At 57.7% G+C, this 22439-nt stretch carries 19 protein-coding genes; 12 read left to right on the top strand and 7 right to left on the bottom strand.

Annotation, left to right across the window (positions count from 1 at the left end):
- Positions 1 to 23 precede the first annotated feature (23 nt).
- Positions 24 to 656, top strand: a complete 633-nt coding sequence (locus tag L861_RS20580; RefSeq protein WP_016418589.1) for a LysE family translocator — start codon at positions 24 to 26, stop codon at positions 654 to 656.
- Between the two features lie 46 nt (positions 657 to 702).
- Here L861_RS20580 and L861_RS20585 read toward each other — a convergent pair whose 3' ends face one another.
- Positions 703 to 954: a hypothetical protein gene (locus L861_RS20585; RefSeq protein ID WP_016418590.1), complete on the bottom strand. Its 252-nt coding sequence runs from the start codon at positions 952 to 954 to the stop codon at positions 703 to 705.
- Positions 955 to 1027: 73 nt separating this feature from the next.
- Positions 1028 to 1810, bottom strand: coding sequence for an IclR family transcriptional regulator (locus L861_RS20590; RefSeq protein ID WP_016418591.1), 783 nt, complete (start codon positions 1808 to 1810; stop codon positions 1028 to 1030).
- 131 nt (positions 1811 to 1941) lie between these two features.
- Between L861_RS20590 and L861_RS20595 the strand changes: the two genes are divergently transcribed.
- From L861_RS20595 to L861_RS20625, 7 genes are all read left to right on the top strand, one after another.
- Positions 1942 to 2466, top strand: coding sequence for a 2,4'-dihydroxyacetophenone dioxygenase family protein (locus L861_RS20595; RefSeq protein ID WP_027947976.1), 525 nt, complete (start codon positions 1942 to 1944; stop codon positions 2464 to 2466).
- A gap of 68 nt (positions 2467 to 2534) precedes the next feature.
- On the top strand, positions 2535 to 3509 hold the full coding sequence (locus tag L861_RS20600; RefSeq protein ID WP_016418593.1) for a Bug family tripartite tricarboxylate transporter substrate binding protein: 975 nt from the start codon (positions 2535 to 2537) through the stop codon (positions 3507 to 3509).
- A gap of 33 nt (positions 3510 to 3542) precedes the next feature.
- Positions 3543 to 4013 carry a tripartite tricarboxylate transporter TctB family protein gene (locus L861_RS20605; protein WP_016418594.1) on the top strand — a complete coding sequence of 157 codons (471 nt, stop codon included), beginning with the start codon at positions 3543 to 3545 and terminating at the stop codon, positions 4011 to 4013.
- A complete protein-coding gene (locus tag L861_RS20610; RefSeq protein WP_016418595.1) occupies positions 4013 to 5518 on the top strand; it encodes a tripartite tricarboxylate transporter permease in 1506 nt (501 codons plus the stop codon). The genes L861_RS20605 and L861_RS20610 overlap by 1 nt, the downstream gene beginning before the upstream one ends.
- Positions 5519 to 5540: 22 nt before the next feature.
- The gene (locus L861_RS20615; protein WP_016418596.1) at positions 5541 to 6239 is read left to right on the top strand and encodes an SDR family NAD(P)-dependent oxidoreductase; all 699 of its coding nucleotides are present in this window, start codon (positions 5541 to 5543) and stop codon (positions 6237 to 6239) included.
- 40 nt (positions 6240 to 6279) lie between these two features.
- Positions 6280 to 7044: an SDR family NAD(P)-dependent oxidoreductase gene (locus tag L861_RS20620; protein ID WP_016418597.1), complete on the top strand. Its 765-nt coding sequence runs from the start codon at positions 6280 to 6282 to the stop codon at positions 7042 to 7044.
- Between the two features lie 86 nt (positions 7045 to 7130).
- Positions 7131 to 7919: an SDR family oxidoreductase gene (locus L861_RS20625; protein ID WP_016418598.1), complete on the top strand. Its 789-nt coding sequence runs from the start codon at positions 7131 to 7133 to the stop codon at positions 7917 to 7919.
- A gap of 657 nt (positions 7920 to 8576) precedes the next feature.
- Here L861_RS20625 and L861_RS20630 read toward each other — a convergent pair.
- The 5 genes from L861_RS20630 to L861_RS20650 all read right to left on the bottom strand — a co-directional run bounded on the left by L861_RS20630 (position 8577) and on the right by L861_RS20650 (position 13765).
- Positions 8577 to 9530, bottom strand: coding sequence for an NAD-dependent epimerase/dehydratase family protein (locus L861_RS20630; protein ID WP_016418600.1), 954 nt, complete (start codon positions 9528 to 9530; stop codon positions 8577 to 8579).
- A gap of 29 nt (positions 9531 to 9559) precedes the next feature.
- On the bottom strand, positions 9560 to 10852 hold the full coding sequence (locus tag L861_RS20635) for a TRAP transporter large permease (protein WP_016418601.1): 1293 nt from the start codon (positions 10850 to 10852) through the stop codon (positions 9560 to 9562).
- 2 nt (positions 10853 to 10854) lie between these two features.
- Positions 10855 to 11373, bottom strand: a complete 519-nt coding sequence (locus L861_RS20640) for a TRAP transporter small permease (RefSeq protein WP_016418602.1) — start codon at positions 11371 to 11373, stop codon at positions 10855 to 10857.
- An 82-nt stretch (positions 11374 to 11455) separates the two neighbouring features.
- Complete coding sequence (locus L861_RS20645; protein WP_016418603.1) at positions 11456 to 12430, bottom strand: TRAP transporter substrate-binding protein; 975 nt, start codon at positions 12428 to 12430, stop codon at positions 11456 to 11458.
- 45 nt (positions 12431 to 12475) lie between these two features.
- Positions 12476 to 13765: a ribulose-bisphosphate carboxylase large subunit family protein gene (locus tag L861_RS20650; RefSeq protein ID WP_016418604.1), complete on the bottom strand. Its 1290-nt coding sequence runs from the start codon at positions 13763 to 13765 to the stop codon at positions 12476 to 12478.
- Between the two features lie 124 nt (positions 13766 to 13889).
- Between L861_RS20650 and L861_RS20655 the strand changes: the two genes are divergently transcribed.
- From L861_RS20655 to L861_RS20670, 4 genes are all read left to right on the top strand, one after another.
- Positions 13890 to 14936 carry a LacI family DNA-binding transcriptional regulator gene (locus L861_RS20655; RefSeq protein WP_016418605.1) on the top strand — a complete coding sequence of 349 codons (1047 nt, stop codon included), beginning with the start codon at positions 13890 to 13892 and terminating at the stop codon, positions 14934 to 14936.
- Positions 14937 to 14959: 23 nt separating this feature from the next.
- Positions 14960 to 16282: a four-carbon acid sugar kinase family protein gene (locus tag L861_RS20660; protein WP_016418606.1), complete on the top strand. Its 1323-nt coding sequence runs from the start codon at positions 14960 to 14962 to the stop codon at positions 16280 to 16282.
- A gap of 546 nt (positions 16283 to 16828) precedes the next feature.
- Positions 16829 to 20818 carry a sensor domain-containing phosphodiesterase gene (locus tag L861_RS25125; RefSeq protein WP_016418607.1) on the top strand — a complete coding sequence of 1330 codons (3990 nt, stop codon included), beginning with the start codon at positions 16829 to 16831 and terminating at the stop codon, positions 20816 to 20818.
- 597 nt (positions 20819 to 21415) lie between these two features.
- Entirely contained in the window at positions 21416 to 22315 is a 900-nt protein-coding gene (locus L861_RS20670) for a hypothetical protein (RefSeq protein ID WP_016418608.1), read from the top strand.
- Positions 22316 to 22439: the final 124 nt, after the last annotated feature.

A 22439-nucleotide genomic window follows, 5' to 3' on the forward strand; every position in this document is an offset into this window, starting at 1 on the left:
AACGCCCAATTGGAGATGTCGGAATGGATTTTCACATCTGGCTCGCCTTTGCCTCCGCCTCTATTGCACTGCTCCTGATCCCAGGCCCCACTGTGCTTCTGGTATTGAGCTACGCCATCAGCCAGGGACGACAGGTCGCCTTGGCAACGGTCGCAGGCGTCGCTCTAGGAGATCTTCTCGCAATGAGTGCCTCACTGGCCGGACTCGGTGCCCTCGTTCTTGCATCGGCAACATTGTTCACCGTCCTGAAATGGATCGGTGCAGCCTATCTTGTCTATCTTGGCATCAAGCTGTTCCGCAGCGCTCCGTCCACTTCTCTCGAGAGTCTGGATGAAACCCCCAAGGCCTCATCGGCAAGGGTGTTTGTGCATTCTGCGGCCGTGACAGCCCTCAATCCGAAGTCCGTTGTTTTCTTCATCGCATTTGTGCCGCAATTCATCTCTCCCGAAGCAGCACTGGCGCCGCAATTCGTCCTGCTGATAGCAACCTTTGTCGGCTTCGCTGCCATTAACGCACTTGCCTATGCCCTGCTTGCAGACAAATTGCGTCGCCGGATCGCCTATCCTTCGGTATTACCGATCCTGACACGGGTCGGAGGTGGTGCGTTGATCGCTATGGGTATGGCCACGGCAGCCTTTCGACGGTCCACGTCCTGAACATAGTTGTCGGTATACAGCTTGAGATTTGTGCCGCTCGGCTTCTTCATCCAACTGCCCCAGCCTTCAGCGCCTGGAAATAACGCACCAGGTCCTTGGCTCGCTCTTCGCTGACCAGCGGCTTGGCCGACTTGTAGTCGAAGGCGCTGATTGGCTCATTGCGGAACCAGAACAGGGCATGTTGGAAGTTCCCGTTGATGTCCGTGGCGGCATGCAGCACTTGCAGGGCAGCGCGCAGGAATCCTTGCGGCTTTTCGGAGCCCAGGGCGCGAGAGATCGTAACACGATGGACTGGCATCGAGTGCCTCTGGTTAGCCCAACCAGTGTCCTGATGGGGATATCGGAAGAGATTACTTCCGCCAGAGTTGACTTCACATCGTTAGTCCCGCTTCCCGGCACAATTCCTGAATGCTTCCCACGATTTGTGCCTCGCCCTCATCCGGAAGACGATAACGCGGCACGCTGACGCTAATGGCACCTGCAACGGTTCCGTCAGCGGCATGCACCGCCAGGCCGAAGCAGATGATCCCGTGTTCATTTTCCTCGTCGTCGATGGCGTAGCCCCTTTCCTGGGTACGTTTCAGTTCCTCACGCAGGGCCTCCAGCGACGTGTAGGTTTGGGGGGTGACTGCCTCCAGCTTGAGTTGAGACAGGTATTGCTCCCGAGCCGAGTCGTCCAGAGCCGCCAGGTAGGCCTTGCCCACCGAGGTGGAGTGCATGGGCACCGGCATGCCGATATACGAGGCCATACGTACCGCTTCGGGCGATTCCACCTTGTCGACGAATGTCATGTGGCAGCCGAAAGGCACACCCAGGTGCACGGTTTCTCCCGTCGCCTTGCCGATCGCCTTGAGCGTGTTGCGAACCCGTTCCTGCAAACTGCTCTTGGCCATGGTCTGTTGTGCCAGACGCAGGATCTCGCGACCCAGCACGTACTCGCCGCCGAGTGGATTTTTCTCGATGAACCCTTCCTGTTCGAGCGTATTGAGCAGGCGATAAACCGTAGGCCGGGGAAGTCCCAGCCGTTGCTGGATATTCCTGGCGGAGGCTTCCTGCCCCAGTTCGGGAATGCATTGGAGGAGCGTCAACCCCTTGGTGAGGGCGGCGGCACCCTGCACGGACGGTCGTGTACTGCGCGATTCGGCGTCGTTCATATGGGCTTCCTACTACTAATGTCTAAAAAGTTTTGAGCAGCGATCAATTGACGCACCTCTTGAAGCCTCTTAGGTTGATAACCGTATTGTCCATATTGTGATTCAATTGTCCATATAGTGGACGGGAAAATATGCCAACACTTCAAGATGAACACCAACGGATGCCGTATCAGTATCCACAACCGGCCGAGGCGTCAGCGGACATCGTGGTGCCACATGCGATACCTGACGATGAGCGCATCTGGGTTCCTCAGGCGGAAAACGTCGATTTCCGTCCCCTCTGTCTCAATATCTCCCAGGGCTATTGGGTCAACCTGCTGCGCGTTCGCAAGTCCGGTGTGCTGAGCCGCCATCGTCACCCGAATCCGGTTCACGGGGTCGTGCTCAAGGGCCGGTGGCGTTATCTGGAACATGACTGGGTAGCGACGCAAGGCAGCTATGTCTACGAGCCCCCTGGTGAGACCCATACCCTGGTGGTGGATGACGATGTCGAGGAGATGATCACGCTCTTCCAGGTCAACGGCGTGATGTATTACGTCGACCCCTGGGGCAACCACCTGGGATTCGAAGACGTATTCACCAAGATCGACATGTGCCGCAAGCATTACGAGGCCTGTGGTCTTGGCCGGGAGTATGTCGACCAGTTCATTCGTTGAGTGCCGTCCGGCACTCCCGCATCCCCATAAAGAAAAGCAATAACAGAACAAGTGACAAGGAGCCCCTGATGACTTTCCCTAACAAGCCGCTCGCACTGTCCGTCGGACTGCTGACTGCCGCCCTCTCCGTGGGGGCCGCTCAGGCGGATTTTCCTGAGAAACCCATCCAGTTGATTGTGCCCTGGTCCGCCGGTGGTGGAACCGATGCCGTGGCACGCCAGCTTGCCAGCGGACTCGAGCAGGAGTTGGGCCAAACCGTCAACGTGGTCAATCGCACGGGTGGTGCCGGAGTCGTCGGCCATACGGCCATGACCATGGCGGATCCGAATGGCTATACCCTGGGGCTGGTGACCGCTGAAATCACCACCTATCGCCACATCGGGACGGCCCCTATCTCGTATGAAGACCTCAGCCCGATCGCCATGATCAACCTCGATTCCGCCGCTTTCAACGTCAGCGCGGATTCAGGGTGGGAGTCGCTCGATGCAGCCCTGGAGGACATCAAGGCGAACCCCAATGACTATACCGTATCGGGATCGTCCCCCGGGGCGGCATATCACCTAGCCTTTGCCGGCTTCCTCAACCAGCAGGGCATCGATCCCAATACCGTGGCCCTGGTGCCCAGTGAAGGCGCCGCTCCCGGCCTGCAGGAACTGGCCGCCGATGGCGTGGATTTCGTGTTCTCCTCGTTACCCGAATCTGAATCCATGCGTAGCTCTGGCCGCGTGGATACGCTGGCGGTCTTTGCCGACGAACGCCTGGAGGCGTTTCCCGATATTCCCACGTCGGAAGAGGTGACGGGGGATCCCTGGGCAGCCGGTACCTGGAGGGGCCTGGTTGGCCCGGAAGGATTGCCCGATGACGTGGTCGCGAGACTCGCCGAGGCAACCCAGAAGGTTTATGAGTCCGAGGACTTCCAGACTTTCATGGCCAACCGCGGTTTCGGGACGGCTTGGCGAGGCCCGGACGCCTTCGGCGAGTTCATGGCCGAGGCGGATGCCAACAATGCCGAGATCATCGACAAACTGGGACTGGCGGAATAATCCTCGATCGCGAACAGCAAGACAGGAGCCGTCATGCGAGTCAATGATCTCCTGCTCGGACTGCTCATGGCGCTTCTCGGCGTCGTGACCGTCTGGGCCTCCAGGGACTTTCCCACACTCCCGCGCCAGGCCTTTGGCGCGGGTACCTTTCCCACCCTGATCGGTGCACTGCTGGTGGTATTGGGCCTGCTGTTGGCAGTGCGGGGCTGGCAACAACGTGGTGCCTGGTTCACATGGCATGGCCAGGTGGCGCTTTCGCGTGTCTGGCTTTGCCTATTGGCGGTGGTGGCGGCTGTCGCGGGCTACGTCTGGCTTACCCCGGTTCTTGGATTCCCCATCGTCTCCATTGTGATGCTGACACTGCTCATCGGCTGGCTGTCGGCCGGGCGCTGGTGGCTGGCCACCGGTGTGGCGGCCGCCGCCACGCTGCTGGTTTGGCTCGCGTTCGCCCAGCTGCTGCATGTCCCGCTGGCCCTGGGGATTCTCGAAGAGGTGATTTATTGATGGCGGAACTACAGCAAGCAGTGGCGATGGTCTTCGCCTGGGATGTGCTGGCGGTCATCGTCGGTGCCTCCCTGTTCGGCCTGTTCATTGGGGCGATTCCGGGATTGACCGCAACTATGGCCACGGCGCTATTGGTCCCGGTGACTTTCTTCATGGAGCCGCTTCCGGCGATTAGTGCCATCGTCGCGGCTACCGCGATGGCGATCGTGGCGGGGGATATTCCAGGCGCCTTGCTGCGGATACCGGGCACGCCGGCCTCCGCCGCCTATACCGACGAAGCCTACCTGATGGGGCGCCAGGGCAAGATCGGCCAGGCCCTGGGAGTCAATCTGGCCTGCTCGGTCGTGGGGGGCATCATCGGGGTGGGGATCCTCGCCTTTTTCGCCCCGCTGGTCGCTGACTTCGCGATACAGTTCACTAGCGATGAGTACTTCTGGCTTGCCCTGTTGGGGCTGTCGTGTGCCGTGCTGGTGTCTGGGGCGGATGCCCTCAAGGGTGCCATCTCCATGGTGCTGGGCTTGCTCATTGCCATGGTGGGCATGGACTCGGTATCGGGGCAGATACGTTTCATCTTCGGGATACCCGAGCTGATGAGTGGTATTTCGATCCTGCCGGTCCTCATCGGACTGTTCGCCGTGGCCGAGTTGCTGCGTCGCTTACCCGAGATTGGCCGGACATCGCTTCCCCCGGCTCCGCACGTAGCAAAGCCCTTCAACGGCGTAGGCCGCCTGATGTGGCAGTACAAGGGTGGAGTGGCACGCAGTGGCCTGCTGGGAACTTTGATTGGTGCCTTGCCCGGGGCAGGAGCCGATATTGCGTCGTGGATCAGTTACGCCCTGTCGCGCAAGCTCTCGCGCACTCCTGAAAAGTTCGGCACAGGGCACCCAGAGGGCTTGGTGGCGGCGAGTTCCGCCAACAACGCGGCACTTTCGGGCGCCTATGTGCCTGCCCTGGTGTTCGGGATTCCCGGTGACACGATCACTGCCATCATCATCGGGGTATTGATGATGAAGGGTGTCACCCCCGGGCCGGACGTCTTCACGACCGATGCGACACTCGTCAATGCCATCTTCCTGGCGTTCCTGATTGCCAACCTTCTGCTGCTGCCGCTGGGCTTTCTGGCCGTTCGCGGGGCACGACATATCCTCTCCGTGCCGGCCAGCGTGCTGTATCCATTGATCCTGCTGTTCTGCATCGTCGGTGCCTATGCGACCAACAACAGCATGCTGGATATCTGGCTCATGCTGGGGCTGGGGCTAATCGCCTATTTCATGGTGGAGAACGATTTTCCCATCGGGCCGATGATCCTCGCGGTAATCCTGGGCCCCGTCGTGGAAAGCAACTTCATGCGCTCCATGATCAAGTCCAACGGCGAGTTGCTGGTGTTGTTCGATCGCCCCATCGCGGCGGTACTGGGAAGCCTGGCCATCCTGGTGTGGCTCGCCATCATCGGTTCGAGCCTGTGGTCCGCGCGGCGGGCACGATCATCCACTGTCTCCACGTAGCAAACCATCCACAAGGAGCGTTATGAAAACCGTTGTAGTGATCGGTGGCAGCACCGGAATCGGCAGTGCCATTGCCCAAGCGTTCGCAGGGCAGGGCGCGGAAGTGCATGTGACGGGCATCGAGGCACCTGATGCCATGCAAGTTCAAGGTGTGGCAGGCAGGCATCAACTCGATGTGCGCAACGAGCGCGACGTCGCGCGCTTCTTCGAGGCTTTCTCACACATCGATGTCCTGATCAACTGTGCTGGGGTCATCCAGCGCGAGGGCAGAGAGTTCACCCCGGAAGTCTTTGCCGGGGTTATCGACATCAACCTCAATGGTACCCAGCGTTGCTGCCAGGCCGCCCATCAGGCACTGAAAGCGGCCGGCGGGTGCGTCATCAACACCGCCTCGATGCTTTCCTTCTTCGGCAGTGGCCATGCCCCGGCCTATTCCGCGTCCAAGGGGGGGATTGCCCAGCTGACCCGTTCACTGGCCATTGCCTGGGCAACAGATGGTATCCGGGTCAATGCCCTGGCGCCCGGCTGGATTGCCACCGACCTGACCTCGACATTGACCCAGGATACCGAGCGTTCGGCCGAGCTCGTGGGACGGACGCCAATGGGCCGTTGGGGAAAACCGGACGACATTACAGGGCCGGCCCTGTTTCTTGCCTCTCCCGGGGCTGCTTTCGTCACGGGCGCCATTCTGCCGGTGGATGGTGGTTACTCCGCCCGGTAAGCACGCCTAGTGATCCAATGCAAAGAACGAGACACTGCCCATGAGCAACTTAACATCATCCACTCTCGACCCCTACGAACCACGCCGACCACGCTACCAATTCAACAGCAAGGTGGCCGTCGTGACGGGGGGCAGTCGTGGGATGGGGCAAGCCATTGCCGAGCGTCTGGCGCACGATGGGGCCACCGTGTGGATCCTAGACCTCGATCCCACTCCAGGCGCTCCCTACCAGCTCCGAGCGGATGTGACGTGCCCAGACTCCCTGGAAGAGGCTGCCGACACCATCATGCGCTCCAGCGGTGGGCTGGACATCGTCGTGCATAACGCCGGTATGGCGGGGCCGACGGTGCCGCTGGTGGAATACGATCCGGTGATTTGGCGCAAGATCATCGACATCAATCTGATAGGCACGTATGAGGTTAGCCGCTGCTTCGTGCCCAGGTTATTGAAACGGTCCCGTAGCTGGTTGGTGAACATGGCCTCCCTGGCCGGCAAGGAGGGCACAACTAATGCATCGGCCTATAGCGCCGCCAAGGCAGGTGTCATCGCCCTGACCAAATCCCTGGCCAAGGAGCATGCGGCAACGGGGTTGCGCGTCAACGCCCTGGCACCGGCAGCCATCGAGACCGATCTGCTCAACCAGATGAGCCCGGCCCATGTCGAGACCATGATCGCCAAGTCGCCTCAGGGACGATTGGGCCTGCCCCAGGAAGTGGCCGAAATGGTGGCCTGGTTGGTGTCGGATGCCTGTACCTTCCATACGGGAGCAACTTTCGACCTGTCCGGTGGCCGGGCAGTGTATTAATCAACCTGGTCGGCTCGACCAACACTAACTGGGTGACGGTACTCATTCAGGTATGGGACCCGACGTCAGGTAGAGGAGAACGAAATATGGAGCTGGGAATCGCAGGACGCTGGGCGGTGGTATGCGCCGCCAGCAAGGGATTGGGCAAGGGGTGCGCCAGGGCGTTGGCCATGGAAGGCGTGAACCTGGTGATCAATGCGCGGAGCAAGGAAGCCCTGGACGCCACCGCTCAGGAGCTGCGGGAACTCGATGCGGACATCGAAGTGCATGCGGTGGCCGGTGATATCGGTTCCGAGGCGGTCCGCACGGCGGTCCTGTCAGCCTGCCCGAGGGTCGATATCCTCATCAACAACAACGGCGGACCGCCTCCTGGAGATTTTCGTGACTGGAGTCGCAATGACTGGCATGCGGCAGTGGAGGCCAACATGATCACGCCGATCGAGCTGATCAAGGCAACGGTGGATCGCATGGCGGTCAACGGCTTCGGGCGTGTCGTGAACATCACCTCGGGGGCCGTGAAAGCGCCGATCGACATTTTGGGACTTTCCAATGGTGCTCGTAGCGGGCTTACCGGCTTTGTTGCTGGCCTGGCGCGACAGCCGCAACTGGCGGGAAACAATGTGACGATCAACAATCTGTTGCCAGGGGCCTTCGACACCGAAAGGCTGCAGAGCACGCTGAAGAGCACAGCGAAGAACACGAACCAGGACCTTGAACAAGTGCGCGAAGAACGCGCTCAGGGTATTCCGGCACGTCGTTTTGGTTCAGCCGATGAGTTCGGTGCGTTCTGCGCTTTTTTGTGTAGCATCCATGCCGGCTACCTGACAGGGCAGAATATCCTGCTTGATGGGGGGAGCTATCCTGGGACGTTCTAATGGAATGGGTTTCAGGCTACTCGCATCAGTGTCACCCGCGCTCTGCCGGCTCAATATCACCCTCATGAAGCAGCCAGTTGACATGATGGTGTTTATGCCAACTGCTGCCTGCATGAAGTGTATCTAACTAAAGAGATGCGTCACCCGAAGAACCAGGAGGCGATCAGACCGCTCGGATGGGGCAGGGTGTGGCGACGTGGTCAACGTTATTACGGGCTTGATCATGACCGCTGGGACCGGAATCGAGAGTGCTGGAAGGAGGCACAAGAATGAGACTGCCAGCATCTTGAATGCGAAAGAGAGTGAACGGGAGAAAGAACGTGAACGCTGGGAGTACAACCAGTGTGATAGTGGCTCCTGAAAGGCTTGGGGTTTATATGGAAGGAGATTCTACTGGTTTTTTCCATGCCGCAGCAGCACAGATGAGGTATGGCAGGACGCTACGAGCTATCCCGACAACATTGCCATTTGATGCCGGCTAGCTATCAGACTCACGCATTGACTCATGGCCTGCGCAGCCGTGCCCATGCAGTATTCTGATCATCAAGGACACCACGGTGGTCGGCATGCCTATCGTCAATGCTGAGGTCGGCAATGAATGCCACCACGGTGCCCCAATAGGCCATGATGGCATTCACGAAATGGGGGCAGTTCCAATCAGCTGGCGTTGGATTTCAACCACCGCCAGTAGTCCTGGAGGCCCTCGCGAATATCCGTGTATCTTGGCTGGAAGTCGAGTTCCTGTTGGGCGAGTGATATGTCCAGTGGTGCTCCCCTGACCACAAAGGGACCGGGACCAAGCTGGACATTGGCACGTTGGCCGATCATGTCCGCAACATAGTCGACGATCTGCAAGTGATCGACGGTAACCCCGCTGGAGATATTGAAATTGCGGTGGTTGACCCGATCCTTCTCGAACAATTTCACAATCCCGGTGGCGGTATCGTGCACATGGGTCCAGTCCAGTGCTTGTTCGGAACCGTTGGTTGCCTGGATATCGTTGAGTCCCTCCAGTGGTCCAAACAATGCTTGATAGACCTTGTGCATGTGTGAGGGACGCTTACCGGGCCCGTAGACGAAGAACAACCGTGCGTTCCTTACGTCCATGCCGTAGGTATCGCTGTATTGCAAGCCGTATAGCTCACCGGCAATCTTGGTGGCGCCATACAGGTCGGTCGCCTTGTAGGGTGTCGATTCGCTCTGTGGCCCTGCAGCATCGCCGTATACGGCACCGGAGCTCATGTTGACGACTTTGTTGATGCCCAAGATGCGGCAGGTTTCCAGCACGTTCAGTGTGCCGGTGGCATTGATCGAAATGTTCTTGAAAGGGCGTTGCTGGAAGTGGGGGCCAGCAATCACCGACACGCCGTGGATTACACCTTCCAGCTCATCGCGATGGCGAAGCATGATGTCGTACATGGTGTGGTAGTCGAGGACATCCACGCTTTCCAGTACCAGCTGGTCTCGGACTTCTTCCAGGTAATCGAGTCCCAGCCGGTCGAACTGGTTGACGGCCATGTCACAGATGATGACTTTCTTGCCATTCTTGGCCAGTTGGTAGGCCACCCAGGAGCCGACGTGGCCGAGCCCCCCTGTAATGAGTACGGACATGGAATGGTATCTCCTTGGTTGTTTACCGCTTAGTTGAGGACCAGGTTGGGCAGGAACATCACGATCGCCGGGAAGCAGGTGATGATCAGCAGCACGATGAACAACGGGATGTAGAATGGGATCGTCTCTCGCACGAGCCCCGCGAAGGACATGCCGGTGATCTTCTGTATGGTGAACAGCACAGTGCCGACCGGAGGCGTGATCAGCCCGATCATCAGGGTGAAAATCATGACCACGCCGAAGTGCACGGGATCGATGCCATATTGCACGACCACCGGTACCAGTAGCGGTGTCAGCAGGAACAGTGCCGGTACCGAATCGATGAACAGCCCGATCAGCAGGATAAATAGCGCGAGAATCAGCAGCAGTGCCAGCGGGTCGGTGATGGTCGCGAGCAGGAAGTCGGCCACCAGTGAGGTGACTTGATAGCGTGCCAGCACCCAGCTATACAGGGCACTGCCGGCGATGATGAATAGTAGTGCGGCAGTGTCGATGGCGGTGGCACGGAGAATGTCCAGAAACTCTCGGAAAGTGATCGAACGATAGACCATGAACGAGATGATCAGGCAGTAGAGCAGTGCGACGACCGAGGCCTCGGTCGGGGTGAATACCCCCGACAGGATGCCTACGATAATGATCAATGGCGTGAGCATGGGCAGCAGGCCACGCGTCATGGCCAGCATGAATTCATTCAGGCGTGCCTTGGCCCGGGTGGGAAAGCCACGGCGATGCGAGATGATAGCCACCATTGCCATCAACCCCAGTCCCATGATTAGCCCGGGTATGATGGAGGCAAGGAAGAGCGCCGCAATCGAGGCATTGGCAAGGGCCCCATAGATGACCGCGGGAATACTGGGAGGAATGATCGGGCCGATGGTGGCGGAACTGGCGGTGACCGCGGCGCTAAAGCCGGTCGGGTAGCCGTCGTCTTCCATGGCCTTGATCTCCAGGGCTCCAAGGCCACCGGCATCAGCGACCGCCGAGCCCGACATGCCGGCAAACAGCATGCTGGCAACGACGTTGACATGTCCCAGGCCCCCCTTGAAATGGCCGACCATGGTGCGGGCGATATCGAACACGCGATCCGAAATCCCGGCGCCATTCATCAGTCGTCCGATGAGCAGGAACGCAGGAATGGCCAGAAGGGTGAAACTATTGACCCCGTAGAGGGTGCGTTGGGAGATCATCTCCATGGGGATGGCATCGAAGCCTCGAGTGTAACCCAGCACCAGAGCCGACGAGGCAATCATGGCGAATGCCACCGGCACTCCCAGCATCAGCAGGATAATCAGGCCGACGAACATGATGGCGAATACTTCCATGGTCACTCACTCCTGCCTTCTTCGGTGGCGGTGTTGTATTGGGCGCCGGCGATCCGTTGGTAGAGATCGCCAAGCAGCAGGGTGATCATGAGCAACGCGGAAATGAGCTGAATGAGGTAGATATACGAAAAACTCATTCGGAACGTGCTTGCCATGACACCGGCCGTGCGATCCATCATGTTCCAGGCACCGGCTACCAGCATCAGTAGCACCAGTATGCAAATCACATCCGCGATACTGGCGGCGATGTTACGAAGTGAGGGGCTGAGAGTATCGGTGACGACGGTGATACGAATGTGCTCCTGATAACGTAGTGCCAGGACGGAGCCGAGGAAGATCTCTGCCAGGAAGAGATAGCGCGATGCCTCGTCTGTCCAGGGCACCGCAATACCCAGGGCGTAACGTGAGATGACCTGGATAGCCATGATGATCAGCATCAGGGCGAAGGCTGTCATGACAATGCCGGTTAGGAGCTTCCAGAAAAAATCGACCGCACGGGTAACGCATTCCGCGGTTTTCACGGGCGCCTCCGGTAAGATGTTGATCGGTAAAGGAAAGACTGGGGCGATCCGTGGCCGTTAGCAGGATGGACCGCCCCCACTTTCACTCGACGAGTGATAGGACGTAATCACGCACCGACGGGTGATAGCTTTCCGCGATATCGCGGATGGCGGGTTCCGCGGCACTACGGAAGGCGGCCACGTCGGGCTCGACGATGGTTACGCCCTGTTCCTGGAGCTTGGCATAGAGTTCATCCTGACCATTGGCGACCATGTCATCCCCCCAGCTGGTGGCCTCTTCAATAGCCCCGAGAATGATGTCGCGCTCTTCCTCGTTCAGGCCTTGATAGAAGTCCTCGTTCATCAGCCAATGGAAGAAGGAATAGACGTGTTCAGTACGATTGATGTGGTCCTGTACCTCGTAGATCTTGCCGGCATGGATGAGGTCGACCGGATTTTCCTGCATCTCGATTACCCCAGTCTGGAGTGAGGTGTAAACCTCCGGCCAGGCGATGGGGCTGGGTAGGGCACCGATTTCTTCCCAGATCTGGATCCAGGGTGCGATCTCGGGCACCCGCATGCGGACTTCCTGGATGTCTGCCGGGGTCTGAACGGGGAAGTTGGACGTCAGGTTGCGAGGGTTGCGGGCTGAGAGACCGACCAGGCGCATATTGCCGTTGGCGATCAACTCTTCGTTGAGCAGGTCACCGGACTCCCCGGTGTAGACCTCCCGGGCCTGTTCGCTGGAGCTGTAGACAAAGGGCAGGTCGGCAGCGGCGAACGGTTGGGCGTATAAGGTCATGGGCATAGAGCCACCCAGTGCAATGGCATATTCGCCATAGCTGGCGCCTTCGAGGTGGTCGCGTTCACCACCGACTTCGGTACCCAAGAGCGTCACCGAGAAGTCACCATTGGATTGTTCTTCGATGCTTTCCTTGAGCCTCTCGCCGACCTTGAACATGGCGTGTGAAGGTTCGACGTGAATGGCGATCGCGAGCTCCTTGGCCGAGGCATTCACCGAGGCACCGAGAGTGACGAGGCCGGCGAGCACGATTCCGCTTGCTTTTATTGTCTTCATGTTGCTTCCCCTAAGTGGTTTGAGCTTGGGTGGCGTGTCAGTGATTCATCCTGAAAACGGGCGACGAAAGGCCCGCAACGCGACAGCTAGGTCGGGTTCCTCTTTGGCATAGTCTTCCAGGGCCACGCCTCTGGTCGCCGCCTGCCAGGCGGCGTGAATACTCCGGCAGCCGGCGGCGGCCCCATGGGGATGGCCCATGATGCCGCCGCCGCAGGTATAGATGAGATCTGTCGACTGCAATGCGGCGAAGGTGGCGTGGGCCTGATGGATGGTTTGGGCCGAGGAGAACACCGGCATGGCGCGGTCGTCCCGACTTGACCCTTCCTGCAAGGGGGTCAGGCAGGCACTCGCGGAATCGATCACTGATCCATTGGACTCGGCGAACTTGCTGCCGAGTCCATTGACGTGAAGATGGTCCGCCCCGGCGAGACGCAGCAGAACCTGATAGGCTCGGTAGCTCATGCCGATCTGTGGGTGACGGTAGAACATTCCCCAGCCGTTGCGATGGCCATGAATCGGCAGTTCTGAGTGACGCCGCAACCCCACCAGTGATGCCATACCAATCCAGTTGACACTGGCCATGACGCAGGTGCCGCCATGGTCGCGGACCAAGTCGTGGCGCTGACGCATTTCATCGATATCGCCGGTGATATTGAAGGCATACATGGGCTTGCGCCCGGTGTGCTGTGCGTGTTCCTCGATGACCCGCATGACGGCAGGCACGCGCTTGGCCAGCGGTGAGTAGGGAGGATCGGCAATCAACTCATCGTCCTTGATGAAGTCAATGCCGGCTTCCACCAGTTGCTTGACCAGATCCGCCGTGGCCTCGGGCGATAACCCTACGCTGGGTTTGATGATGGTGCCGATCAACGGGCCATTGGCCACACCCGTCAGCCGTCGTGTGCCATTGATGGAAAATTGGGGCCCCGCGAAAGCATTGATGAAATCATTCGGTAGCGTGATATCCGTCAATCGAATCCCGGACAGTTCGCGCAATTCAGTGAGATTGCCCAGTATCGTAGCCAACAGGTTGGGCAGGCTGGTGCCGATGTTCTCCAGTGGCCAGGACAGCGTAATAGCGGCACACGCATAGTGTTTGCCGGGGAGCGCTCCAGATAGTGATGGTGTGGCGACCGTTTCGAGACGGACCACGGATTCGACCCGGGCGGCGTGTCGTTCACGCAACTCATCAGTTTCTCCCTCTAACCTGAGGAAGGTACCTGAAGATTGCTCGCCGGCCATGGCCACGGCGGCCTGCTCGATATCGAGAGGTGTTTCGATCCGATAGCTGGCGGTAATCCGAGGTTTATGCCGTTGGTCCCGGGTTACTTGCATTGGCGTGCTCTCCCCCGTGTTGTTGTTTCAGGAAACCTAGCATGGTCAATTTGGTAGCGCTACCATTTTTTTGATCGTAGAGTAGACTGGACACATTGAACGCAGGCTAGACAAGGAACAGGTCATGACGACCAATAAGGCAGGCATACGCGAGCGTCGCCGCCATCGAGGCGATAATCGCGTCACCATTCAGGATGTGGCGAAGCAGGCGGGGGTTGCTCCCATCACGGTATCGCGTGTCTTGAATACCCCGGAGAAGGTGTCAGTGAAGCTGCGCGAGCGTGTCGATCACGCCGTACAAGCGCTGGGATACGTACCAAACCTGATTGCGGGAGGGCTGGCCTCGGCGGGGACACGTGTAATTCCGGTGGTGGTGCCATCGCTGTCCATCCTGACGTTCATCGAGGTGATTCACGGTATTCAGGAAACCCTGGAAGCCGCCGGATACCAGGTACTGCTGGGGTCGACTGACTTCGACCTGGATCGTGAGGCGGCGCTGATGGATTCGGTATTGGGCTATTCGCCTTCGGGGGTGATCCTGACCGGCTTGCAACACCGTGAGAGTGCTGTGCGACGCCTGAAGGCCTGGGGGCGACCGGTGGTCGAGATCATGGAGCTTGGCGATACCTGCATCGACATGTGTGTGGGGGTACAGAATGCCGAGGCCGGTGCCTGTATGGCCAATCATTTGCTGGAACGTGGCTACCGGCGTATCGCCTTCCTGGGAGCTGGTATGGCACGTGACTATCGCGCACGTCAACGCTTCGAGGGGCACCGTGAAACGCTGAAATCCGCTGGTGTTGAGTGCGACCTACTGTTTCAGTGTGAGGAACCGTCGTCGTATGACGCCGGTCGCAACGTTTTCCTCGAGGCTCTCGAGAAATGTCCCGATCTCGAGGCGATGCATTTTGCCAACGATAATCTCGCCGCTGGCGCGATTATGGAAGCCAATCGTCAAGGGATTCGCATACCAGGCGATCTCGCTATTGGTGGCTATCTCGGTCTATCGCTGGGCGAGCACTTGTCCCCCCGTCTGACCACCGTTACGGTGCCGCGCTACGAAATGGGTGTCGAGGCGGCAAGGTTGCTGTTGGCACGACTGGAAGGCAGGTCATCTCTCTCGGACCAGGTCGATATTGGCTATGAACTGACAGTTCGTGAGAGCACCTGAAGCGATCACCAGGAGACAACAACATGCAACGATTGCTGGCGGCTTTCTATGGTGATGACTTCACCGGTTCGGCAGAAAACCTGGCGCAATTCAGTCGTCATGGGCTGCGTGGGCGTTTGTTCTTCTCCAGTCACGATCCAGACGTGATGCTTGATATGGCACCCGGGCTGGATGTGATCGGGTTGGCGGGGACGGCCCGTGGGCTTTCTCCAGAGGCGATGACCGAGGAGGTCGAGCCGGCCCTGGCGATTCTCGAGGCACTCGATCCGTTGATCAAGCAGTTCAAGGTGTGTTCGACCTTTGACTCGTCGCCGTCAGTGGGCAGTATTGGGCATGTCATGGAGTTGGCCAGGCAGCGCTGGCCTGGATGTGCCTTGCCGATACTGCCCGCGACACCTTCCTTCGGACGCTATACCGCATTCTCTCACTTGTTCACGCGTTACCAGGGGGAGATTTGCCGGCTGGACCAGAATCCGGCCATGGCAAACCACCCTTCAACGCCGATGGGGGAGGCTGATCTGCGACGGCATTTGGCAGTGCAGACGACCATTTCGCCGGCAGCCGTGACACTGCTCGACTATCGCGAAGCGGGTGACGGCTGGCGGCGACTGGAATCTGCCGTGGAAGAAGAGCGTTACGTCGTCCTCGACGCAACAGACCAGAACGAACTCCAACATGCTAGCGACCTGATTCTAAGACTAGGCAAACGACGGTCCATGCTGGCGGTAGCCGCCCAAGGATTGGCCGACGCACTGGGGCGAGGCTGGTCCCAGGAATTAAGGGAGCGGAAGCCGCTGCCGACAACCTATCCAACAACTCAGCGGTTGTTGGTACTGTCGGGTAGTTGTTCGCCCCAGACACGTGGCCAACTCGCCCATTTCGAAGCCCAGGGCGCTGAGATCATCACGCTGTCACCGGAGCAGGCTTTACGCAATGCGGATAAGCTTGCCGGGCAACTTGCCGAACAAGTCGCCGCGGCATTCGAGCGAGGGTGTGATGTTGCCGTGGCCACCACCCGTGGCGATGCGGATGTCATCGCTGGCCTATCTTCGGAGAGTCTGGCACATGCCGTGGGAGGGGTATTCGCACGTTTGGCTCGTGAACTCAGGGAAAGCTGTGACATTCAGCGGATGGTATTTGCGGGAGGCGATACCTCGAGCCAGGCCATGCGCCAGATCGGTGCGGACGCGCTGGAAGTGGTGGCCTTCGATGAGGCCCAGGGTGGGCATCTGTGCCGGCTGGTAGCCACGGTTTCCCCCGTCGATGGGTTGGAGGTGGTGCTTAAGGGGGGCCAGATAGGTGGTGAAGACCTGTTCACACGTGTGCGGCACGGCACGCGACATTGATCAACAAATCGAGGGATGGACGCCTCCCATCCCAGTAGCCGTCATCATGAGGCGCGGCTGGCAAAAGACTGATTCGCCAAGCGATGTTTCTCATCATTGGTACATCAGGGATTTAGAAAGTTCTGTGGTGCCATTCCTACTTTCAGATCGGCTTGTCGCGGCAGGTCTCGACTAGGGGAGAGGTCAGCTGTCCACACCCTTTGTCATCGGCGATGGTCAGCACTGGGTAGAAGCTGCAGTCCGCAGCAGACTGCCAAACCATTAGTAAATCGGTATTGCAGGGAACAAACTGAATAACGGGAGAAATCAGTAGCTTTCACTGCTTTTGCTCCATTCGTCGCCTGCTAGACTCTCAATTCGGTTTGGGGACACCCAACCGTCTGTCGATGCCGTATTGCCTTAGCCAGGTTTCGGCTCCCACATCATATATTGTGTATATAAGCAAATACGACGATTTATGAAGCGGTTGGCTCATAGCAAATAGAAAAGTGCGCTTATGTGCCAACATCGAGATCGTGGCAGAGGGGGCACATGGGAAGGGGATGGATGGGATTGGGAAAAGAAGCTGTCAATCGGCAATTGGCCTTTCATACCACATTGCTCATGCTGATCGTGGGCATCACGGCAATGGGTGGTTTAGGCTCGTTGTCTGTACTGTATCTGGATAACCATCCCCACATTTTTCCCTTGTCACCCCAAAGTGCCGTGGCCGGTATGCTGACCGGGATGGGGTTGCTGGCAACCCTGTTGGGAACTCGCCTCTGGCGCCGCTTGATAACCGGTGTGCTGCTGGTTCTCGTGATATACGCTCTCGCTATGTCCTCGGTCGCCACGGGCATGGGCTCTGGTGAATTCCTCTCCCATATCCAGGGGCTGTTGGCGATGGCTTCGGTACTGCCCCTGTTGCTGATCATGCTCTGTCTGTGGATCGGCTTACCGGGTAGTGGAAGGTCCTGGTTTTGGCAATTCGCCGGTGTCCTGATCGGGGTGATCGGGTTGGTGATGCTAGCCGCCGATCTCTTTCTGGGACAGCCGAATCTGTGGTTGGGAGTGCCAACACAGCCTTCGATTGCCACGATGCTGCAATACCTGTTGCTTGGCTCGGCCATGGGGATGATGGGTAGTAGGCCGAACACGCAGGGGCTGATGTTGAAGCGCCCTGCCATCGTGGCAGGGGTGCTGGGGGTTCTGGTGAGCTTCCTTTGCTGGCTCCTGCTCAGCTGGCAGCAACATCAAGGGATAATCCAGCGTGCCGAGCATCTGATGGATAACATCCAGCTCATCGTCGAACACGAGATAATAGAACGTGAACAGTTCATGCGGCGAATGGCGGAGCGCTGGAGTGTCGATGGGGGCTTGCCTTCCAAGACCATGCGCGAGCAGGAGGCCTATAGCTACCTGCGAGATACACCTAGCTTGAAAGCGCTTGCCTTCCTGGATGCGGAGCATCGCTCCTTCTGGCGGAAAGCACGCACAGGGCATGCGGACGCGTTACTGTGGTTGGATGATCAACTACTTTCCGATGACGTGTCGCTTTGGCTCGAGACGTCAGGGAATGAGGCGCAATGGAGGTTCCCAGATCCGGCACGCCCTGCCATGGCGCTGCTGTCGCTTCCCTTGCCAAACACCGATGGCCATCAGCTGATCTCCTCTCAGGATCTGGCAGTGATGCTGCAATCGGAGGTTAGGGCTGCCTTCTCTCCTTTCTCGGTTCATGTCCATCGCCAAGGGGAAGAGCTGTTCGAATTGGCTGATCGTGGCCACGAAGCCAATCACTCGGCGCATGGCCAGGAAGCATTGGCAGAGCTCGACATCTCCCTTTCAGGGGGGCCGCAGCTCCACTTCGCTGCCTTTGAGAGTTCCTTATCCCCGTTTGGGTTGGCCGCACTGTTACCGCTCGGTGTCGGTGTGACCGGGCTGACGTTGACGTACCTATTAACCTTCAGTCTGGGGTTGAGCGCCGTGAGCCTGGCGCGCTCGCAGAAGTTGGCTGCGGCCAAACAGCAACTGGAGGCTCAGCATCATATCCAGTCTCTCATCGCGCAAGAAGCACCGCTTCACCAGATTCTGGAAGCCGTCTGCCATATGGTCGAGCGGCAATCTCCCGGTGCCCTATGCTCGATTATGCTCAGCGACGAGACGCAGCAGACACTTGACCGGATCATTAGTGTCAGTTTACCTCAGGCTTACCAGAAGGTGGTCAAGGGACTGGCGATCGGTCCGAGCGTCGGGGCCTGTGGCAGTGCGGCCTACCAGCATGAGACGGTCATCTGCAGTGACTTGACCATCGATCCACGCTGGGAAGGCTATCGCGATATCGCACTCGAACATGGACTGCATGCCTGTTGGTCCTATCCGGTCATGGCTACCAACAACCGGCTGTTGGGAACCTTTGCGGTCTACCATCGCCACCCCGGAGAACCGACAGCGCTGGAGCGCCGGTTGATCCTGGAGGCCGCTGAGCTCGTGGCCCTGGCGGTAGGGCGGCATGTCGATCGGCAAACCTTGTGGGCCAACAAGCAACGCTATCGTTCGTTGTTCACCTATCACCCGGATGCGGTGTATTCATTGGATGAAAAGGGACACTTCGTCAGCGTCAACCCCGCCGGCAGTGCAATCACGGGCTTTGCCGAGTCACAAATCCTTGGCAAGCATTTCTCGCATTTTGTGGAGGAGGCAGATCAGGCGCGAGTGCAATCGATTTTCGAGGATGCATTGAGCGGAATGCCGCAGCGATTCCAGGCACGCACCCGAGATGTCCAGGGTGAGGTTCATGTCTTGGATGTCGTCAATCTACCCATCGTCATCAATGATCGCATCAGCGGGGTCTATGGTATTGCCAAGGATATTACGGAGCGTAAGCAGCAAGAGACGCAGTTGCGCATCTTGCAGCGCAGTCTGGAGGGCAGTGTCAATGGCGTGGTGATCGCCGATGCCGGTGCCCCGGAGTTGCCAATTATCTATACCAATGAGGCGTTCACGCGAATTACTGGCTACGGCAAGGATGAGGCGCTGGGCCACAACTGTCGCTTTCTGCAGGGGCCGGAATCCGAGTCGGAAGCTGTCGGGCTCATTCGTCATGGCCTGACCAACCAGCAGGAAGTGCGTACCACATTGCGCAATTACCGTAAGGATGGCACCCCGTTCTGGAACGATCTGTATATTGCCCCGGTGCGAGATGAGAGCGGCAAGGTGACACATTTTGTCGGGGTCCAGAACGATATCTCGGAACACAAGGCCTATGAGGCCAGGCTTGCCTATCACGCGAATCATGATGCCCTAACCGGTCTGGCCAATCGCACCTTGTTGGAGGATCGGTTGACCCATGACATTCACCTGACCCTCCGTGAAGGTCGCATGCTAGCAGTCCTGTTCATCGATCTGGATGATGTCAAGATGATCAACGACAGCCTCGGTCATGGTGTAGGCGACAAGTTAATCATTGCTGTAGCAAAGCGCTTGACGGAAGAGATGCGACCTGGCGATACCCTGGCTCGTTTCGGTGGTGATGAATTCGTAGTGCTGTTGCCCGAACTCGAACATGAAGAAGCTGCGATGAAAGTGGCGGAACAACTCTTGGCGACAATCGCTCGTCCCTATCGATTAGGCGTACGTGATCTGTATGTCACCGCCAGTATCGGTCTGGCATTCAGCTCCGATGAGATCGAGCACCCGCTGGTCCTGATCCAGCAAGCCAACTTGACTGTGTCGAAGGTCAAGAAACAGGGCGGCAATGGCTATCGCCTCTATTCTGGTGAAATCAGTGCTCAGGCCCGTGAGCGTCTGACATTACGCCATGATCTGCAGGCGGCCATCGAAGCCCGGCAGTTCGAAGTGCATTACCAACCGTTGGTACGGGCCGAGGATGGCAGAATTACTGGATTCGAGGCGTTATTGCGCTGGAAACATCCATCTAAGGGATATATCTCGCCAGCGGTCTTCATACCCCTGGCCGAGGATACTGGCCAGATCATTCCGATTAGTGAATGGGTGCTGAGACAGGCATGCCACGACCTCCAGCAGCTTGGTGACGACTATCGAGTAGCCGTCAATCTCTCCCCCATGCAGTTCCACCGGTCCGATTTTCTCTCCACCTTGCAGCGTACCCATACGAAAACAGGTCTGGCACCCGGGAGGTTGGAGCTGGAACTGACCGAAGGCATCCTGATGGAGGACACCGAGACGGCGATCGGTTTACTGCGCCAGCTGCGCGACATGGGCATCAAGGTGGCTCTTGACGACTTCGGTACGGGCTTTTCTAGCTTGAGTTATCTCAAGAATCTGCCGATAGACAAGCTCAAGATTGATCGCAGCTTTGTTCTGGATGTGGCGAACAAACGCCAGGACGCCGGTATCGTGCAAGGGATCATCGACATGGCTCATCATCTTGAACTGACGGTCGTGGCAGAAGGTATTGAGACAGTCGAACAACGCGACACATTGAGGGCCCTTGGCTGCGATCTGTTGCAGGGTTATCTCTTTGCCAAGCCCATGCCGTTGGCAGAGCTTCGAACTTTTCTAGAGACAAGTGGCTAAGCCCAGGATGTTCTCTGAAAATGGGATGGGTAGGATGTACGCGACGGGCAGGGCTGTCATGTCGCATAATGCACGTTTAGGCTTGTTGCGATCGCTTTGTTGTGGCGAGATATTACCTTCCAGGCTTATCCCTGATTCGATGTTCTGCGCCATATTGCTTTCCCATTCCGGCTTCCTGACTGGACAGACTCTCCTGCTCCATTGGTATCGAACCTGACGGATTGGAGTGATGTCAGGATTCGTTCCGGACTTCCCAGAGTCACATACACCGGTGCATGATCGGAAACCATGTTGCGGATCTCGACATGGTCAATGCCATATAATGGGCGGTAACTCGAGGATCCCATGGCTAGTGATATTGAGATTACCGAGTATCTCCAAACATAGTCGTGCCTACGGTAACCAAGTGCCAGGGCCGATGAGGCGGGGTGGCTGGCCTTCATGTGAATGTCATGTTTCTGACAATGCTTGCCATCGATAATGGCTAAACGAAGCACGACGGCTGTCGGCTTGGCTTGAGAGATCAATGACTGGTGTTCATTTCACCCTCATGTTGCCAATAGCCTTGCATGCGCCCCGCTGAAAAAGGAGTTTTCGATGTCAGAGCAAACGCAAATACTATGGACACCGGCAGGTGTGAATTTACCATCCCTGGGCTCAAGGGCTCTTGTTGATGTGTCTGACGGAGATACACCGAATATCCGCATGCCTATTCGCATGTTGTATATTGACACACCCGAAGTGACGGCGAGATCGACCGAGCGAGCTGCTGAGATCGATAACAACTTCGTCGAATTGGCTGAGTGGATCCGGTCCGGTGTTGCTCCCGTCGAAGAGGCGTTTGGTGAATATCTTGTGCCGAAGCTGGAAAGCGGCAATGCCGGTACGTTGCACTTCAGTCAGGGAAAGCATGCCAGTGAATTCCATAAGGATATTGTCGAAAAGCGACTGTCCCGGCCAGGTTCCGAAAGAAAGCGAAATCTATTCATCAGGGGAGCTGAGTCATCATTCGATGGTTACGGGAGATTGTTGGCTTACGTCGCGCCTTCTTATAGCAAGAAAGAGCGAGACGAGATGAGCCGTCGTGAGAGAGCCACCTTCAATTTGGATTTGATTGAAAGTGGCTGGGCAGCCCCTTTCATTATCTTTCCCAATATCCCGGGTGAGCTTGACTTGCCGCTTTTTCTGGAAATGGCAGTCGGCGCGATGAAAGAAAAAAGGGGGCAGTATCATGATCCCTTATCTCTACCCGGTTACGAATATCGGATGTGTGAAAAGCTATATTCAATCACCAAGAAATTAGTCGATGGTGAATCCATCCCATATCGCGAACAGCTCAGGTGGAGGTCGAGGTATTGCGCGGATATGAGGAACCGGAAACTCTTCGACCCTGAAGACTATTTCGAGATTCCGGAACCCTATCGTTTATGGGTCTGGCCGGATGATGTTCAACGTGCCATCAGTATGTTGAACCTTGTTCCATCTTCTCGTCATTGAGTTCAACCTGCCTGTTGTAGCTATCAAATGTGTTGACCATTAGGCATGTAGCTTTGCCTCCACGCGCGCGCTCTTCCAGGAGGAGAGCGCGCAGTCACGACGCTTTCTGCCCATTCGATTGTAT

The organism is Litchfieldella anticariensis FP35 = DSM 16096 (genome assembly GCF_000409775.1).
Lineage (GTDB): Bacteria > Pseudomonadota > Gammaproteobacteria > Pseudomonadales > Halomonadaceae > Litchfieldella > Litchfieldella anticariensis.

Coding starts and splice junctions, on each gene's coding strand:
- L861_RS20645 (WP_016418603.1), bottom strand. CDS start 12,430: ATGAAGACAATAAAAGCAAGCGGAATCGTGCTCGCCGGCCTCGTCACT.
- L861_RS20625 (WP_016418598.1), top strand. CDS start 7,131: ATGGAGCTGGGAATCGCAGGACGCTGGGCGGTGGTATGCGCCGCCAGC.
- L861_RS20590 (WP_016418591.1), bottom strand. CDS start 1,810: ATGAACGACGCCGAATCGCGCAGTACACGACCGTCCGTGCAGGGTGCC.
- L861_RS20580 (WP_016418589.1), top strand. CDS start 24: ATGGATTTTCACATCTGGCTCGCCTTTGCCTCCGCCTCTATTGCACTG.
- L861_RS20670 (WP_016418608.1), top strand. CDS start 21,416: ATGTCAGAGCAAACGCAAATACTATGGACACCGGCAGGTGTGAATTTA.
- L861_RS20610 (WP_016418595.1), top strand. CDS start 4,013: ATGGCGGAACTACAGCAAGCAGTGGCGATGGTCTTCGCCTGGGATGTG.
- L861_RS20630 (WP_016418600.1), bottom strand. CDS start 9,530: ATGTCCGTACTCATTACAGGGGGGCTCGGCCACGTCGGCTCCTGGGTG.
- L861_RS20620 (WP_016418597.1), top strand. CDS start 6,280: ATGAGCAACTTAACATCATCCACTCTCGACCCCTACGAACCACGCCGA.
- L861_RS20605 (WP_016418594.1), top strand. CDS start 3,543: ATGCGAGTCAATGATCTCCTGCTCGGACTGCTCATGGCGCTTCTCGGC.
- L861_RS20595 (WP_027947976.1), top strand. CDS start 1,942: ATGCCAACACTTCAAGATGAACACCAACGGATGCCGTATCAGTATCCA.
- L861_RS20660 (WP_016418606.1), top strand. CDS start 14,960: ATGCAACGATTGCTGGCGGCTTTCTATGGTGATGACTTCACCGGTTCG.
- L861_RS20655 (WP_016418605.1), top strand. CDS start 13,890: ATGACGACCAATAAGGCAGGCATACGCGAGCGTCGCCGCCATCGAGGC.
- L861_RS20615 (WP_016418596.1), top strand. CDS start 5,541: ATGAAAACCGTTGTAGTGATCGGTGGCAGCACCGGAATCGGCAGTGCC.
- L861_RS25125 (WP_016418607.1), top strand. CDS start 16,829: ATGGGATTGGGAAAAGAAGCTGTCAATCGGCAATTGGCCTTTCATACC.
- L861_RS20635 (WP_016418601.1), bottom strand. CDS start 10,852: ATGGAAGTATTCGCCATCATGTTCGTCGGCCTGATTATCCTGCTGATG.
- L861_RS20650 (WP_016418604.1), bottom strand. CDS start 13,765: ATGCAAGTAACCCGGGACCAACGGCATAAACCTCGGATTACCGCCAGC.
- L861_RS20585 (WP_016418590.1), bottom strand. CDS start 954: ATGCCAGTCCATCGTGTTACGATCTCTCGCGCCCTGGGCTCCGAAAAG.
- L861_RS20600 (WP_016418593.1), top strand. CDS start 2,535: ATGACTTTCCCTAACAAGCCGCTCGCACTGTCCGTCGGACTGCTGACT.